The organism is Geodermatophilus sp. SYSU D00815, from assembly GCF_054050035.1.
Genome location: NZ_JBJGYO010000008.1, coordinates 81,573 through 96,884 on the forward strand (window position 1 = coordinate 81,573; position 15,312 = coordinate 96,884).

The 15,312-nt window shown below is 74.9% G+C and carries 16 protein-coding genes; 12 read left to right on the forward strand and 4 right to left on the reverse strand.

The window, feature by feature from the left end; translation table 11 throughout:
- Genes ACI78S_RS11780 through ACI78S_RS11790 form a run of 3 tightly spaced genes read left to right on the forward strand, consistent with a single transcriptional unit; the run spans nucleotide 1 to nucleotide 2,245 of the window.
- Nucleotides 1-582, forward strand: coding sequence for a carboxymuconolactone decarboxylase family protein (locus tag ACI78S_RS11780; protein ID WP_456973396.1), 582 nt, complete (start codon nucleotides 1-3; stop codon nucleotides 580-582).
- On the forward strand, nucleotides 579-1,364 hold the full coding sequence (locus ACI78S_RS11785; protein ID WP_456973398.1) for an alpha/beta fold hydrolase: 786 nt from the start codon (nucleotides 579-581) through the stop codon (nucleotides 1,362-1,364). Before ACI78S_RS11780 ends, ACI78S_RS11785 begins: the two co-directional genes overlap by 4 nt.
- The gene (locus tag ACI78S_RS11790; protein ID WP_456973591.1) at nucleotides 1,259-2,245 is read left to right on the forward strand and encodes an NAD(P)-dependent oxidoreductase; all 987 of its coding nucleotides are present in this window, start codon (nucleotides 1,259-1,261) and stop codon (nucleotides 2,243-2,245) included. Before ACI78S_RS11785 ends, ACI78S_RS11790 begins: the two co-directional genes overlap by 106 nt.
- Nucleotides 2,246-2,265: 20 nt before the next feature.
- Here the strand turns inward: ACI78S_RS11790 and ACI78S_RS11795 are convergent, their stop codons facing one another.
- Nucleotides 2,266-3,651 carry a PucR family transcriptional regulator gene (locus ACI78S_RS11795; RefSeq protein ID WP_456973400.1) on the reverse strand — a complete coding sequence of 462 codons (1,386 nt, stop codon included), beginning with the start codon at nucleotides 3,649-3,651 and terminating at the stop codon, nucleotides 2,266-2,268.
- Nucleotides 3,652-3,797: 146 nt separating this feature from the next.
- Between ACI78S_RS11795 and ACI78S_RS11800 the strand changes: the two genes are divergently transcribed.
- Genes ACI78S_RS11800 through ACI78S_RS11810 form a run of 3 tightly spaced genes read left to right on the forward strand, consistent with a single transcriptional unit; the run spans nucleotide 3,798 to nucleotide 6,779 of the window.
- A complete protein-coding gene (locus ACI78S_RS11800; protein ID WP_456973593.1) occupies nucleotides 3,798-4,997 on the forward strand; it encodes an FAD binding domain-containing protein in 1,200 nt (399 codons plus the stop codon).
- Nucleotides 4,998-5,013: 16 nt separating this feature from the next.
- A complete protein-coding gene (locus ACI78S_RS11805; RefSeq protein WP_456973402.1) occupies nucleotides 5,014-5,994 on the forward strand; it encodes a cyclase family protein in 981 nt (326 codons plus the stop codon).
- The gene (locus ACI78S_RS11810; protein ID WP_456973404.1) at nucleotides 5,991-6,779 is read left to right on the forward strand and encodes an SDR family NAD(P)-dependent oxidoreductase; all 789 of its coding nucleotides are present in this window, start codon (nucleotides 5,991-5,993) and stop codon (nucleotides 6,777-6,779) included. The genes ACI78S_RS11805 and ACI78S_RS11810 overlap by 4 nt, the downstream gene beginning before the upstream one ends.
- A gap of 7 nt (nucleotides 6,780-6,786) precedes the next feature.
- Here the strand turns inward: ACI78S_RS11810 and ACI78S_RS11815 are convergent, their stop codons facing one another.
- Nucleotides 6,787-7,653 (reverse strand): hypothetical protein, encoded by an 867-nt coding sequence (locus ACI78S_RS11815; protein WP_456973406.1) that lies wholly within the window; start codon nucleotides 7,651-7,653, stop codon nucleotides 6,787-6,789.
- Between the two features lie 119 nt (nucleotides 7,654-7,772).
- Between ACI78S_RS11815 and ACI78S_RS11820 the strand changes: the two genes are divergently transcribed.
- Nucleotides 7,773-8,525 (forward strand): SDR family oxidoreductase, encoded by a 753-nt coding sequence (locus ACI78S_RS11820; protein WP_456973408.1) that lies wholly within the window; start codon nucleotides 7,773-7,775, stop codon nucleotides 8,523-8,525.
- Between the two features lie 5 nt (nucleotides 8,526-8,530).
- Here ACI78S_RS11820 and ACI78S_RS11825 read toward each other — a convergent pair whose 3' ends face one another.
- A complete protein-coding gene (locus tag ACI78S_RS11825) occupies nucleotides 8,531-9,376 on the reverse strand; it encodes an amidohydrolase family protein (RefSeq protein WP_456973410.1) in 846 nt (281 codons plus the stop codon).
- Nucleotides 9,373-10,392, reverse strand: a complete 1,020-nt coding sequence (locus ACI78S_RS11830; protein ID WP_456973412.1) for an LLM class flavin-dependent oxidoreductase — start codon at nucleotides 10,390-10,392, stop codon at nucleotides 9,373-9,375. The genes ACI78S_RS11825 and ACI78S_RS11830 overlap by 4 nt, the downstream gene beginning before the upstream one ends.
- A 183-nt stretch (nucleotides 10,393-10,575) precedes the next feature.
- Between ACI78S_RS11830 and ACI78S_RS11835 the strand changes: the two genes are divergently transcribed.
- From ACI78S_RS11835 to ACI78S_RS11855, 5 genes are read left to right on the forward strand one after another with little or no spacing between them, the layout of a single operon-like run.
- Nucleotides 10,576-11,835: an ABC transporter substrate-binding protein gene (locus tag ACI78S_RS11835; protein WP_456973414.1), complete on the forward strand. Its 1,260-nt coding sequence runs from the start codon at nucleotides 10,576-10,578 to the stop codon at nucleotides 11,833-11,835.
- A gap of 33 nt (nucleotides 11,836-11,868) precedes the next feature.
- The gene (locus tag ACI78S_RS11840; RefSeq protein WP_456973415.1) at nucleotides 11,869-12,729 is read left to right on the forward strand and encodes a branched-chain amino acid ABC transporter permease; all 861 of its coding nucleotides are present in this window, start codon (nucleotides 11,869-11,871) and stop codon (nucleotides 12,727-12,729) included.
- On the forward strand, nucleotides 12,726-13,781 hold the full coding sequence (locus ACI78S_RS11845; protein WP_456973417.1) for a branched-chain amino acid ABC transporter permease: 1,056 nt from the start codon (nucleotides 12,726-12,728) through the stop codon (nucleotides 13,779-13,781). Before ACI78S_RS11840 ends, ACI78S_RS11845 begins: the two co-directional genes overlap by 4 nt.
- Nucleotides 13,778-14,524, forward strand: coding sequence for an ABC transporter ATP-binding protein (locus ACI78S_RS11850; protein WP_456973419.1), 747 nt, complete (start codon nucleotides 13,778-13,780; stop codon nucleotides 14,522-14,524). Before ACI78S_RS11845 ends, ACI78S_RS11850 begins: the two co-directional genes overlap by 4 nt.
- Complete coding sequence (locus ACI78S_RS11855) at nucleotides 14,521-15,282, forward strand: ABC transporter ATP-binding protein (protein ID WP_456973421.1); 762 nt, start codon at nucleotides 14,521-14,523, stop codon at nucleotides 15,280-15,282. Before ACI78S_RS11850 ends, ACI78S_RS11855 begins: the two co-directional genes overlap by 4 nt.
- Nucleotides 15,283-15,312 lie beyond the last annotated feature (30 nt).

Genomic DNA, 15,312 nt, shown 5'->3' on the forward strand with positions numbered 1-15,312 from the left:
GTGGCGGAGGACCGGCTCCCGCCGCTGACCGAGGAGCAGATGACCCCGGAGCAGCGCGCCGCGGCCGCCGAGATCAGCGCCGGTCCGCGCGGCGCGATCATCGGCCCGTTCGCGCCGCTGCTGCGCAGCCCCGAGCTGATGACCCGGCTGCAGAAGGTGGGCGAGTACCTCCGCTTCGAGAGCCCGCTGGACCGGCGGCTGTTCGAGATGACCGTCCTCTGGGTCGCGCGGTGGTGGGACCAGCAGTTCGAGTGGAGCTACCACCACCCGCTGGCGCTGGCCGCGGGGCTCGACCCCGCGGTCGCCGACGCCATCGCCGAGAACCGCCGGCCCGACGGCATGGACGACGCCGCGGCGGCGGTGTGGGGCGTGCTGGACGAGCTGTTCGGCACCCGCACCGTGTCCGACCCGACCTGGGCCGCGGCCGTCGCCCAGCTGGGCGAGGCCGGCGTCGTCGAGGTCGTGGCGACCGCGGGCTACTACACGACGCTGGCCGCGGTCATGAACGTCGCGCGCACGCCCGCCCCGGGCGGGCCCCTGCTGCCCGACGTCCGCGCCGTCGGTGCCGGGGAGGGGCGATGAGCCTGCCCGTCCCGGCTCTGCACCGCACGGGCGAGGGCCGCCCCGTCCTGCTGCTGCACCCGCTGGGCGTCGACCGGTCGTTCTGGAACGCGGTGGCGCCCGCGCTCGAGGGCTTCGAGGTGCTGACCTACGACTTCCCGGGGCACGGGGAGACGCCCGCCCCCGAGCAGCCGTACACCGTCGAGGACCTCGCCGACCAGGCGCGCGCCCTGCTGGCCGACGCCGGCCAGGCCCGCGTCGACGTCGTCGGGGTGTCCCTGGGCGGGCTGGTGGCCCAGCGGCTGGCGGCCGACGCGCCCGAGCTGGTGCGGCGGCTGGTCGTCGTCGACGCCGTGGCCGTCTACCCCGAGCCGATGCGCGCGATGTGGCGGGAGCGGGCCGCCCGCGCGGCGGACGAGGGCATGGCGCCGTTCGTCGACCCCACCCTCGCGCTCTGGTTCACCGCCGACCTGCTGGCCCGGGGCGGCGACGTGGTCGAGTCCGCCCGCCGGCGCCTGGAGACCGCGGACCCGCGCGGCTACGCGCTGGCCTGCCGCGCGCTCGCGCAGGCCGACGTCACCGGCGTGCTCGACCGGATCACCGCGCCGACCCTCCTCGTGTGCGGCGAGGACGACGCCCCGCCGTTCACGGCGGCGGCTCGCGAGCTGGCCGCGCGGCTCCCCGGCGGGCGGGTCGTCTGGCTCTCCCCGGCGCGGCACGCCGGGGTGCTGGAGCGACCCGAGCAGTTCCGCGCCGCGCTCACCGGGTTCCTGACCCCCGACCGGGAAGAGGTGCCGCGATGACCCGCGAGCCGGTGGGCTTCCTGGGGCTCGGCGTCATGGGCTCGGCGATGAGCGGCCACCTGCTGGCGGCCGGGTTCCCCGTCCTGGGCTACGACGTCGACCCCGGCCGCCGCGCCGAGCACGAGGCCCGTGGCGGCGTCGTCTGCGCCGGCCCGGCCGAGGTCGCCCGCGGCGCGGACGTCGTCGTCACCTCGCTGCCCTCGGCCGCGGCGCTGCTGGCGGTGCTCGACGGCGAGGACGGCCTGCACGCCGGTGCCCGCCCCGGGCTGGTGGTCGTCGAGACCAGCACGCTGGGCCACGACACCAAGGAGGAGGCGCGCCGCCGGGCCGCCGCGTGGGGCGGCACGCTGCTCGACTGCCCGATGAGCGGCACCGGCCAGCAGGCCCGCGACGGCGACCTCGTCGCCTACCTCAGCGGGGAGGACGCGGCCAAGGAGCGGGCCCGCCCGGTGCTGGCGGCCTTCACCCGCGAGCAGTACGACCTGGGGCCCTTCGGCCGCGGGACGGCGGTGAAGCTGATCGCCAACCTGCTCGTCGCGGTGCACAACGCCGCGGCGGCCGAGGCGCTGCTGCTCGCGGAGCGGGCCGGGCTGGACCTGCAGCAGGTGCTCACCGCGGTCGGTGACGGGGCCGGTGGGTCGCGCATGCTCCAGGTCCGCGGGCCGCTCATGGCCGAGGGCCGGTACCTCCCGGCAACGGCGACGGTCGCGACGATGCTCAAGGACAACGCCCTGATCGCGGCCTTCGCCGACAGCGTCGCCAGCCCCACGCCGCTGTTCTCGGCCACCCGCGTGCTGTACCAGGCGGCGGTCGCGCAGGACCGGCTCGAGGAGGACACCGCCTGCGTCCACGGCGTCCTCGAGCGCCTCGCCGGGAAGTGAGCCGCCGACGGCCCGGCGGATCAGGACCCGCCGGCGAGCAGGCGCTGCAGCCGCAGCGCCACCTGCAGCTCCGTGCGCCGGTCGGCCAGGGGGCGGCCCAGGTGCTGCTCGGCCCGGTGCAGCCGGTTGCGCACCGTGTGCTCGTGCAGCTGCAGGTGCTCGGCGGTGGCGACGTGGCTGCCCAGGCGGAAGGAGGCCTCGAGCGTCTCGCGCAGCCGCGCTGCCTCCGCGGTGTCCTCGGCGAGCGGGCCGAGCTCGGCGCGGACGAAGCGGTCGGCGCGATCGGGGTCGCGGAGCAGCAGGATCTCCAGCGCGACCTCCCCGTGGTCGAGCAGGCGGGGCGCCTGCGCACGTCCCCACGCCCGGCGGACGCGCTCGACGTCCTGCGCCTGCTCGAAGCTGGCGCAGAATCCCTCGACCCCCCACAGCGCCTCGCCGGTGGACGCCTCGACCCCGGTCGCGGAGAGGGTGTCGCGCAGCCGGCGGAGCATGTCGGGGCTCCAGCCGGACGGGGACGACAGCCACACCGCGGTGCGGCTGAGGTCGAGCGGGTGGACGAGGGCCTGCCGCACCCCGGTGCCGGCCCGCAGCCCGATGACCAGCTGGCCGGCCGCGCCCTCGGCGACCGCCGGCAGCACGACCGCCACGTGCTGGGCGGAGAGGTCGTGGTCGAGGGTGATCAGGTCGGACGGGGTCAGCGTGGCCCCCTCGCCGCGCAGGACCTGGCGGACCAGGCCCTGGCGCACCGACGCGCGCGACCGGCTGAGGGCGTCGTCCACGCGGGCGTAGCTCTCGGCGACCTGGCTGGCCACGTGGTCCTGGTAGGCGAGGATCGCCGTGGTCAGCTCGGCCAGGCCGCGCACCGCCTCGTCGCGGGGGACGTCCTCCTCCGCGGCCACGGTCGCCAGCCGCTCGGCCCAGCCCTCCCACATGGCGGTGAAGCCCACGCGGTAGGAGCGCTGCAGCGCCGTCTGCGGCAGCCTCAGCTCGGCCTGGATGCGCGCGAAGACGAGCGGCTGCTCGAGCCGGACGGCGGCCAGCGGGAGCCGGCCGGTGAGCACCTGCTGCAGCAGCGACAGGTTCTCCCGGACGCTGGCCCGCAGGTGGTCGGCGAACGCCTCGTCCCCGGCCAGCTCCGGGAAGGCCACCGCGATGTCCCGGGCCACGACCCGTTCGCACAGCGCCTCGAGGTCGACGTCCGCGGCCAGGTCGCGGACCCATCCGGGCAGCACCGGCCGCTCGACGGCGGCGCGGTCGGCCCGGGGCGCCCCGGCGGACCCGGCGGCGGCCGGCAGCTCGACCACGACCGGATCGGGGGTCGAGCGGGCGTCCGCCCAGGACGGCGTCCGCGGGGTGTCCGCGGCTCGCGCTCCCGCCCGCGCCACGCGGGTGGTCGGTTCGCCCACCGCAGCACCCCTCCTCCCGTCACCGGGGGGCCACCGGGGCCCCGCCCGAGCGGGGCGAACGATACCTGCGACCCGGGTCGCGTCGTATACGGCGCCGGCGCCACCGGGTCGCGGCTCCACGGCGAGGAGGTCCCGCGGTGAGCCGCATGCCCCAGGTCGCCGTGCTCGGTGGCTCGATGATCGGCCTCACCGCCGGCCTGGTCCTCCGCGACCTGGGCTGCGACGTCGACGTCTACGAGCGGTCGCGGGTGCCGCTGGAGGGCCGCGGGGTCGGCATCGTGCTGCACCCGGCCACCGTCCGGTACTTCCTCGAGCACCGGCTGCTCGACCTCACCGCGGTGAGCACCTCCGCGTCCGTCCACCGGTACCTGGCCCGCGACGGCTCGGTGCTGGCCGAGGCCGCCCGGCGGCACCACTTCACCGGCTACAACACCCTCTACGGCACCCTCCTGGAGGCCTTCGGCCGGGAGCGCTACCACCTCGACTCCGAGGCCACCGGCATCGCGCAGACCGCCGACCGGGTCGAGGTCACGTTCGCCTCCGGCGACCGCACGGGGGCGGACCTGCTGGTGGCCGCCGACGGGGTGTCCTCCTTCGCCCGCCGCGCGATGGTCCCCGACGTGCGGCCGCGCTACGGCGGCTACGTCGCCTGGCGCGGCGTCGTCGACGAGCGGGACCTCACCGCCGCGACCTTCGCCGCGCTCGACGACTCGCTGACCTACTTCGCCGGGCAGAACACGCACGCGCTGACCTACCCGATCCCCAACTACGACGGCGCGGTGGCGCCGGGCCGGCGCCTGATGAACCTGGTCTGGTACCGCAACGTGCCCGAGGGGCCGGCGCTGGACGACCTGCTCACCGACCGGTCGGGCCGGCAGCGCGCGGTGTCCCTCCCGCCGGGGGCGGTCCGCGACGAGCACCTCGCCGACTTCCGGGACACCGCCCGCGCGACCCTGCCGCCGGCGATCGCCGAGGTCGCCCTCGGGACGGCCGAGCCGTTCCTCCAGGTCATGGTCGACGTCGACGTGCCGCGCATGGCCTTCGGCCGCGTCTGCCTGGTCGGCGACGCCGCCTTCTCGGTGCGCCCGCACGCGGCGGCCGCCACGGCCAAGGGCGCCGACGACGTGTGGGCGCTCGCCGAGGCCCTGCGGCGCAGCGGGGGCGACGTGCCCGAGGCGCTGCGCCGGTGGGAGCCCGCCCGCTTGGAGCTCGGCCGCGCGCTGCTGGCCCGCACCCGCGACCTCGGCGAGGGCGCCCAGTTCCGCGGCGACTGGGTGCCCGGCGACAAGGCCCTCACCTTCGGCCTGCGCGAGCCCGGCGATTCCGCCGACATGACCGTCAGCTGACGACCAAGGAGGACCCATGGCCCTGCCGGCCGAGCACGTGCCCTTCCGGGGCGAGGACGTCATCGAGGACTACATCACCCGGTTCTCGAACTGGGGGAGGTGGGGTGAGGACGACCAGCTGGGCGCCCTCAACCACGTCGGCCCCGAGCAGGTCGTCGCGGCGGCCCGGCTGGTCCGCCAGGGCAAGGTGATCTCGCTGGGGCTGCCGCTGGACCTCAACGGCCCGCAGTCCGGCGGCTTCCGCGCCAACCCGCTGAACATGATGACGGCGACCGGCACCGACTACCTGGCCGGCAAGCAGGACCCGCTGCCCGGCGGCTTCGGCCCGTCCAAGGGCTTCGGCTTCTCCGACGACGTGCTGGTGACGCCCAACCAGTCGGGCAGCCAGTGGGACGGCCTGGCCCACATCTTCTGGAAGGGCCGGATGTACAACGGCTTCGACGCCGGGCACGTGACCGCCAAGGGCGCGGGGAAGTGCGGCATCGAGGTGGCCAGGGACAGGTTCGTCATGCGCGGGGTGCTGCTCGACGTCGCCCGGTACCGCGGCGTGGACTGCCTCGAGCCCGGCTACGCCATCACCGCGGAGGAGCTCGACGCGACGGCGGCGGCGCAGGGCGTCGAGATCCGCACCGGGGACGCCCTCGTCGTCCGCACGGGGATGACCGAGACCCGGCGCGGCCGGTGGGGGGACTACAACGGCGGCGCGGCGCCCGGGCTGTCCCTGCACACCGCACCCTGGCTGCACGAGCACGACATCGCGGCCATCGCCACCGACACGTGGGGGTGCGAGGTCCGGCCCAACGAGGTGGACCTGTTCCAGCCGCTGCACATCGTCGCCCTGGTGCACATGGGCATCCCGTTCGGCGAGATCTGGGACCTGCAGGCGCTCGGCGAGGACTGCGCGGCCGACGGCGTCCACGAGTTCCTCCTGTCGGCGGTGCCCCTGCCGATCACCGGCGCGGCCGGCTCCCCGCTCAACGCGGTGGCGGTCAAGTGAGCGGGCCGCCGCTGGACGGCGCGGTCGCCGTCGTCACCGGGGCGGGGACCGGGATCGGCCGGGAGATCACGCTGCGCCTGGCCGCCGACGGCGCGGACGTGGTGCTCACCGGCCGCTCCGAGGGGCCGATGGAGGAGGTCGCCGAGCAGGTGCGGGCCGCCGGGCGGCGCGCCTCCGTGGTGCGCATGGACCTGCGCGAGCAGGAGTCGGTCGAGGCCGCCGCCAAGGCGGTGCAGGAGGAGTTCGGCCGGGTCGACGTGCTGGTGAACAACAGCGGGGTGGGCGGGCCGAGCGCCCCGCTGTGGGAGATCGACCCCGAGGAGTGGGAGGAGACCTTCCGGGTCAACGTGACCGGGACCTTCCTCGTCTGCCGGGCGTTCCTGCCGGGGATGGTCGACCGGCGCTCGGGGTCGGTCGTGGTGATCGGCTCGATGACCGGCAAGCGCCCGCTGGTCAACCGGACGCCCTACGCGGCGTCCAAGACCGCCCTCATCGGCCTGGTCCGCACGCTCGCGTGGGAGGTGGGGCCGCACGGCGTCCGGGTGAACCTGGTGTCCCCGGGCCCGGTCGAGGGTGCCCGCATCCAGTGGGTGCTGGAGCAGCAGGCCGCGGCCCGCGGGATCACGTTCGAGCAGGCGCGCGACGACTTCACCAGCGGCTCGCCGCTCAAGCGCCTGGTGCCGCCCGGCGACGTCGCCGACGCGGTGGCCTACCTCGCCTCCCCGCGGTCGGCCTCGATCACCGGCGACGACGTCAACGTCTCCGCCGGCCTGGTCATGTACTGAGCCGCGGTCAGCCGGCGGCCAGCAGCACGGTGCCCGCCGTGGCGGCCAGCAGCCCGGCGTGCTGGCTGCGGGCCAGCCGTTCCCGCAGCAGGACGCCGGCCAGCGCCACCGTCACCAGCGGCGACAGCGTCGCGAGCACCGACACCACGCTGACCAGGCCGGCCGACGTCGCCGCCGCGAACGCGGTGACCCCGCCGAGGATGAGCAACCCGTTGAGCGCCGCCAGCGGGACGGCGCCGGGGCGCAGGCGCAGGGGCGTCCCGCGCAGCAGCGGCACGGCCAGCACCGTGGCGAGCAGGGCGACCCGGCTGGTCAGCACCGCCCAGAGCTCGCCGCCGACGCCGTCCCCGCTGCCCACGGCGACCGCGAACAGGCTGAGGAAGACCCCGTACAGCAGGGCCCACGTCCCGGCGAGCCACAGCCCCCGGGCCCGGTGCGCGGCCGGCGGCGGCGTCCCCGAGCCGCGGCCCTGACCCGCGGCCACGAGGACGGCGCCGACGAGCGCCAGCGGCATGCCCACCAGCTGCCACGCCCCGGGCCGCTCGCCCAGCAGCAGGCCCAGCGCGACCGGCACCGCGCCCCCGGCCGCCCCGATCGGGGCCATGACGCTGACCTGCAGGTGCCGCGCGCACTCGAACATGGCCGACAGCGCCAGCCCGTTCGCCACCCCGGCGAGCAGCCCGAGGACGACGACGCCGGCGCCGGGCGGTGCGGCGCCCAGGACGGCCACGACGACGGCGGCCACCGGGACGGCGACCACCTGACCCCACGCCAGCACCGCCGACGGGCCGTGGGCGCGGCCGAGCACCGGACCGAGGTAGGCGGCCACGCCGAACAGGCCCGCGGTCAGCAGGCCCAGGGCGACGGCGCTCATCCGCGCCGACGCTAGGTCATCGCCGGGCCGGACCTCTGGGCGCGGCGCACAGATCGGGCCGGCGTCGGTTGTGGCCGCCCACAGCGACAAGGCCCGGCCCGTGCCGCTTCGGTGGCCCCATGGAGCAGCTGGCCGGCCAGGTGTGCCTGGTGACCGGGGGAGGGTCGGGCATCGGGCAGGCCTCGGCCGCCGCGCTCGCGCGCGCCGGGGCCGCCGTGGCCGTCGTCGGCCGCCGCAGGGAACCGCTGGCGGAGGTCGTCGCCGGCCTGGCCGCGGAGGGCCGGGCCGCGGTGGCGCTGCCGGGCGACGTGACCGATCCCGCCGTCGCCGAGGACGTCGTCGCCGACGTGCTGGACCGCTGGGGGCGGCTGGACGTGCTGGTGAACAGCGCCGGCGCGAACGTGCCGGACCGCGACCTGGAGAGCCTGTCGGTGGCCGACTGGCACACGGTCGTGCAGAGCAACCTGACCGGCACGTTCCTGGTCACCCGCGCGGCCCTGCCGACCATGCGCCGGCAGCGGTCGGGCACGGTGGTCAACGTGTCCTCGATCGCCGGCCACCGCCCGATGCGGCTCACCGGGCCGGCGTACAACGCGGCCAAGGCCGGGGTGAACGCCTTCACCGAGTCGATCAACATGGCCGACCGCCGGCACGGGATCCGGGCCTGCGCCGTCTGCCCGGGGGAGGTGGCCACCCCGTTCCTGGCGTTCCGGCCGACGCCGCCGAGCGACGCCGCCCGGGCCACGATGCTGCGGGCCGAGGACGTCGCCGCGGCGGTGCTGTTCGTGGCGACGCTGCCGCCGCGGGTCAACGTCGACCTGCTGACGATGCAGCCGACGGAGCAGCGCGACTGGTCGGCCGAGCTGCGCTGAGCCGGCTACCAGCCCAGCCAGGCGCGCACGCTGCGGCCCAGGATCGCGTCGACGTCGTCGGCCGGGAGGAAGTCGAGGTCCTCACGGAAGAGCCGGACGAGGTCGGCGTAGCCGCCCCGCAGCCGCGACAGGTCCGAGCCCCAGAACAGCCGCTGCGGCCCGTAGGCCTCGTGGAGCTGCCGGAGGAAGGGGTGCAGCGCCGGGTACGGGTAGGGCTCGGTGCTGTAGCACGGGACGGCGGTCAGCTTGACCGACACGTTCGGCAGCCCGGCGAGCGCCACGAGGCCGGCGATCTCCGGTGCGACGGCCGCGTCGGTGGCCTGACCGGTGAGGCCGAGGTGGTCGACGGCCAGGCGCAGCCCGGGGTGGGCCCGCGCCAGCGCGCCGAGCGCCTCGAGCTGGCCGGAGGCCAGGAGCATGACGGGGACGTCCTCCTGCTCGGCGAAGGCCCACAGCCACTCCGCCGCCGGGTCGTCGACGCGGCCGGCGTCGGCCGGCAGGAACACCAGGCGGACCCCGGCGACGACGGGGTTGCGCAGCAGCTCGCGCACCGGGCCCGGGTCGCCGGTGCGCAGGTCCACCCGCGCCATGACCCGGAACGCGTCGGGCGCCTGCTCGGCGCACGCCACGGCGTAGTCGTTGCGGTAGCCCTCGAAGAAGGGCGGCACGAGCACGGCGCCGTCGACGCCCGCCGCCCGCATCTCGGCGAGCAGCCCCGGGCCCGAGATCGGCTCGTGCCGGTGCATGCTCCTCGCCCGCTCCGCCCCGCCGGGCGGCCAGGGCCGGTCCGGGCCCTCCGGGAGCCAGACGTGGACCTGGGCGTCCACGACCGGGGCGCGGCCGGCCGTCACCACTCCCGGACCACCGGGAGGACCTCGCGGGCGAGCAGGTCCATCGACGACATGATCGCCTCGTGCGGCAGCCCGCCCATGTGCAGGAAGAGCATGACGCGGTCGATGCCCAGCTCGTGGATGTCCCGCAGCCGTGCGAGCACCGTGTCCGGGCTGCCGAAGAGGGCGCTGTCGCGCAGGTCGGCGTCGAGGTCGAACGGGCTGCGGCCGCCGGCCGCGGCACCGGCCGACCGCGCCCGCCGCAGCTTGTCGGCGTACCCGAGGAAGTCCTTGTAAGGGCCCTCCGCCTCCGCCCAGGCCTGCGCGTCGGTGGCCGCCACGTGCGTGGCGCGGGCCAGGTACACCCGGGCACGGTCGGTGCCCACGCCCGCTCCGGCCAGGGCCTCGTGGTAGCGCTTCACCTGCTCGGCGGTGACCGTCAGGGTGGTGCCCTGCGGCAGCAGCACCCCCCAGTCCTCGGCCGCGCAGGTCGCCAGCCCCTCGGGGCTCGCCGTGGCCAGCCACAGCGGGGGGTGCGGCCGCTGGCGCGGGCGCGGTTGCGGCGCGGCGTCGGTGAACGACCAGAACCTGCCCTCGAACGTGACCGGGTCCTCGGTCGACCAGACCCGCCGGAGCACCTCCAGCGCCTCGGCGAACCGGTCGTGCTTCTCGGCGATGTCGACGCCGAACCCGGCGAACTCGCCCGGCTGGTAGCCGAAGCCGATCCCGAGGTCGAGGCGCCCCCCGCTGAGCTGGTCGACCGTCGCCGCGGACTCGGCGAAGCGCAGGGGGTGGTGCAGCGGCAGCACCGACACCGCCGTCCCCAACCGCACCGAGCTCGTCCGCGCGGCGAGGTGGCCGAGCACGGTCAGGCTGTCGGAGACGATCCCGTGCCGGCTGAAGTGGTGCTCGGTCAGCCACACCGAGTCGAAGCCCAGGTCGTCGGCGGCGCAGGCCTGCGTCAGCGCCTGCTCGTACCGGTCGGCCTGGTCGCTGCCCTCGGGCCACTGGATCGAGTGGAACAGGCCGATCTGCATCCGTCCCTCGCTTCCCTCCGGCAAGGCGCCGGGGGGAATCGAACCGCACGGGGACGGGGCCCGTGCTTGTGCCGCCGCACAACCCCGAGGCCCCCCGATGTGTGGTCGCGCATGAGATGTGCATCACGATGCATCCGTATGGTGCCTGCGACCCGACCCCTTCGACGGCGAGAGGCAGGTCCCATGCGGGCGAAGGCTGGACTGCTGGCGGGCGTCGCTCTCCTGGTCTCGGCGTGCGGTGGCACGGTGGCGAGCAGCGGCGGCGGGGGTGGCGGTGACGGCGGCTCGACCGAGCCGCTCAAGGTCGGGGTCATCACCGGGCTCACCGGCGCCTACGTCCAGCTGGGGGAGGAGCAGCGCAACGGCGCCGAGCTGGCGGTGCAGCTGCTCGAGGGGCAGGCCGGGGACCGCCCGATCGAGCTCGTCGTCCGCGACGACCAGCTCAAGCCCGACGTGGCGCTGCGCGAGGCCCAGGCCCTCGTCCAGGAGGAGCAGGTCGACTTCCTGACCGGCTGCGTCTCCGCGGCCACCACGCTCGCGGTCAACCAGATCGCCGCCCAGGCCGGCGTCCCCTACCTCGGCACCTGCCAGACCGAGCAGCTCAACCGGCCGCCGAACTACGACCCGGCGGTCACCTACCACCTCGCCCCGACCCCGTCCCAGGGCATCAACGCCGCCGCCCCGTTCATCTGCGAGAACCTGGGCACGAGCGTCTTCCTGCTGCTGCCGGACTACGCCTTCGGGCACGAGCAGGAGGCGGCGTACGTGTCGGCGATCCCGGAGCAGTCGGGCTGCAGCGTCGTCGGCACGGCGTACTTCCCGCTCGGCACCACCGACTTCAACCCGTTCATCCCGACGATCGAGGGCTCCGGCGCCGACGCGCTCGTCTACGGCGGCGTCGGCCGGGACCAGGTGAGCTTCCTGCGCCAGGCCGACCAGTTCGGGCTCACCGACCAGATCCCGACGTTCCTCACCATCGAGGACCTCAGCTTCGACCAGGAGCTCGGCTTCGACCTGGTCGACGGCACGTACTCGATGGCCGCCTTCTGGTGGAACGTCGACGACGAGGGCGTGCAGGAGTACGTGGAGGCCTACCGCGAGGAGTACGGCACCCCGCCGGGCGGCTACGGCGTGTACCTCTACAACGCCCTCAACCTCATCGCCTCGGCGGTGGAGGAGGGCAACGACACCCCGGAGGCCTTCCGGGAGTGGATGGAGGGCCGCGAGGTCGCCCTCGCCCAGGGCGACATGACGATCCGGGAGTGCGACCACCAGGTCCTGGCGCCGATCTACATCCTCGAGGGCCTGGCCGCCGACGAGGCGGAGAGCCGCGGCGGGGACGCGGAGTTCGGCCTGCGCGCGGTGGTCGAGACCGTGCCCGGCTCGGAGGAGACCGCGCCCACCTGCGACGAGGTCAAGGAGGAGTTCCAGCGGGTCGGCTGACCGGTCGGCGGGAGATCGAGAGGGGGTTCTCGGGTGGACCAGCTGCTCTCCCAGCTCGTCCTCGGGATCGTCAGCGGCGCGCTGCTGGTGCTGCTGGCGCTCGGGCTCAACCTGATCTTCGGGCTGCTGGAGTTCATCAACTTCTCGCACGGCGCGCTCTACATGGTCGGCGCGTACCTCACCTCCTACCTGGCGGTGGCGACCGGCACCATCTGGCTCGCCCTGCTGGTGGTGCCGGTCGTCATGGCGCTGATCGGCGCCGCCCTGGAGCGGACCGTGATCCGGCCGATGTACGGGCGCGACCAGGTGGACGCGCTGCTGCTCACCTTCGGCCTGACGTACATCCTCATCGAGGGCGTGCGCTGGATCGCCGGCTCGGGCGGGCGCCGGGTGCAGGCCCCCGAGCTGCTGGCCTTCCAGGTCGACCTCGGCCTGGGCCGGCCCGTCCCGGCGTACCTGCTGTTCGTGGTCGTCGCGGTCGCGCTCGTCGTCGGCGGGCTGTGGCTGTTCCTGCAGAAGACCAACGTCGGGCTGATCGTGCGGGCCGGCATCCGCGACCACGTGATGATCCGGGCCCTGGGCGTGCGCTTCGACCGCTACCGCACGCTCGTCTTCGCCATCGGCATCGCGGTCGCCGGCATCGCCGGCGTCCTCACCGGCCCGATCACCGGCGTCTACCCGGAGATGGGGGCCGACATCCTGATCCTGGCCTTCGTCGTCGTGGTCGTCGGCGGCATGGGCAGCTTCTGGGGCGCGGTGGTCGCCGGGCTGCTCATCGGCGTCGTCGTCTCGCTGACCACCCTGTACGCCAGCGTCTACGCGGGGATCGTGCCGTTCGTCCTGATGATCCTCGTGATGACCTTCCGGCCGCGCGGCCTCCTGGGGGCGACATGACCGACGTGACCCGGGCCGAGGCCAAGGACGCGCCCGTGACCGACGCCGCCGCGGCGGTGACGGTCGCGCGGGCCACGGGGGCCGCTCCGGCCCGGTGGACGTGGGGGCAGCTGGGCCTGTTCGTCGTCCTCGCGGTGGTCGTGCTGTTCACCGTCCCGAACCCGAGCCTGGCCATCGGGATGCTGATCTTCGGGCTGTGGGCCGCGGGGCTGAACCTGCTCGTCGGCTACGGAGGGCTGGTGTCCTTCGGGCACGCCCTGCCCTTCGCGTGGGGCGGGTACGCGGCGGGGCTGGTGCTCACGGAGCTGACGACGAGCGCGTGGGTCGCGCTGCTCGTCGCCACGGTCGCCATGGCGGTCCTCTCGGCCCTGGTCGGCGCCGTCTGCCTGCGCCGGACCGAGGTCTACTTCTCCATGCTGACGCTCGCGTTCGCGCAGCTCGGCTTCTTCATCGCGCTGCAGTGGAACACCGTGACCGGGGGCGACGACGGGATGGCCGGCATCCCGGTGGCCACGCTCGAGCTGGGGTTCACCACGCTGGAGCTCAACGGCCTGCGCGACCCGCTGACCTTCTTCGTCGTCACCGCGGTGGTCGTGCTGCTCGCGTTCGCGGCGCTGATCCTGTTCACCGAGTCGCCGATGGGCCGGGTGCTGCAGGCCATCCGCGAGAGCGAGGAGCGGGCCCGTGGCTGCGGGTACAACACCCGCGCCGTCCAGCTGGTGACGTTCGTCGTCGCCGGCGCCGTGGCCGGCCTGTCCGGAGCGCTGTTCGCCATGCTGAACAACTTCGTCGGCCTGCAACCGTACTGGCTGCTGTCCGGCGTCGTGCTGATCATGGTGATCCTGGGCGGGCGGTCGTCCCTCTTCGGCCCCTTCCTCGGCGCCGTGGTCTACCTGCTGCTGGAGAGCACGCTCTCGCGCTACACCGACTCCTGGCAGTTCTTCGTCGGCGCGATCTTCGTCGTCTGCGTGCTGGTCTTCCCGCAGGGGCTGTGGGGCCTGGTGACGACGACGCTCCCGCGGGCGTTCCGCCGGCTGCGGAGGGCGCGATGAGCGACCTGATCCTGCGCGCGCAGGGCCTCGACCGGTCCTTCGGCGGCATCCACGCGGTCAAGGACGTGTCGCTCGAGGTCCCGCGCGGCGCGCTGCACGCGATCATCGGGCCCAACGGGTCCGGCAAGACCACGCTGTTCAACCTGGTGACCGGCCACACCAGGCCGACCCGGGGACGCGTCGAGTTCGACGGGCACGACATCACCGGCATGCCCTACGCCAAGGTGGTCCGGCGGGGGCTGGCGAAGTCGTACCAGATCACCACCGTCTTCCCGCTGCTCACCGTCTTCGAGAACGTGCGGATCGCGGCGCAGGCGGCCTCGCACGCCGCCGTGTTCTGGCGCCCGGCCGACAGCCTCTCGGCGGTCACCCGCCGCACCGGGGAGGTGCTCGAGCGGGTCGGGCTGGCCGACCTGCGGCACTCGATCGCCGGCAACCTGTCCCACGGGGACCAGCGCCGGCTGGACCTCGCGATCGCGCTGGCCACCGGCCCCCGGCTGCTGCTGCTCGACGAGCCCACGGCGGGCATGAGCCCGAGCGAGACCGCGGCGACCGTCGAGCTGGTCCGCGACCTCAACCGCGAGGTCACCATCCTGATGATCGAGCACAAGATGGACGTGATCCTGAGCATCGCGACCACCATCACCGTCCTGCACCAGGGCGAGAAGCTGTTCGAGGGGGCTCCGGACGAGGTGCGGTCGCACGCCAAGGTCCAAGAGGTCTACCTGACGGGGAGCCTGTGAGCACCGCGGCCCGGCCGGGCGGGGCGGACGCCGCGGCGGGCGGTGCGCCGCTGCTGGAGCTCGAGGACGTGCACGCCTACTACGGGCTGGCGCACGTCCTGCAGGGCATCGACCTCACCGTGCGGCCCGGCGAGCTGGTCGCCCTGCTCGGCCGCAACGGCGCCGGCAAGACCACCACGGTGAAGTCGGTCATGGGGCTCGTGACCGTCCGCGGCGGCCGCATCCGCTGCTCCGGGCACGACGTCGTGGGGTCGCCGACCGAGGACGTCGCTCGGTTCGGGATCGGCTACGTGCCGGAGGACCGCCGCATGTTCCCCGGCCTGACGGTGCGGGAGAACTTCCGGCTGGCCGCCCTGGGCTCCCGCGCCCCGAAGTCGGAGCAGCAGGCCGCGCAGCGACGGGCACTGGAGGTGTTCCCCCAGCTGGAGCAGCACCTGGACCGCGACGCCTCCCGGCTGTCGGGCGGGCAGCAGCAGATGGTGGCCGTCGGTCGCGCCCTCATCGGCGGCACCCGGTTGCTGCTCGTCGACGAGGTGACGCAGGGGCTCGCGCCCAACATCGCCCTCGAGATGGGCCGCACGCTGCGGCGGGTGGCCGACGACGGCCACGGCGTGCTGCTCGTGGAGCAGAACGCCCAGATGGCCCTCGAGATCGCCGACCGCGTGTACGTGGTCGACCAGGGCGTCGTCGTGCACTCGGGGGACGCCGCCGCGCTGCGCGCCGATCCCGCCTGGATGGCCGAGCACCTGCAGCTGTGACCCCGGTCCCGCGCCGGGTGCCGCGATCCA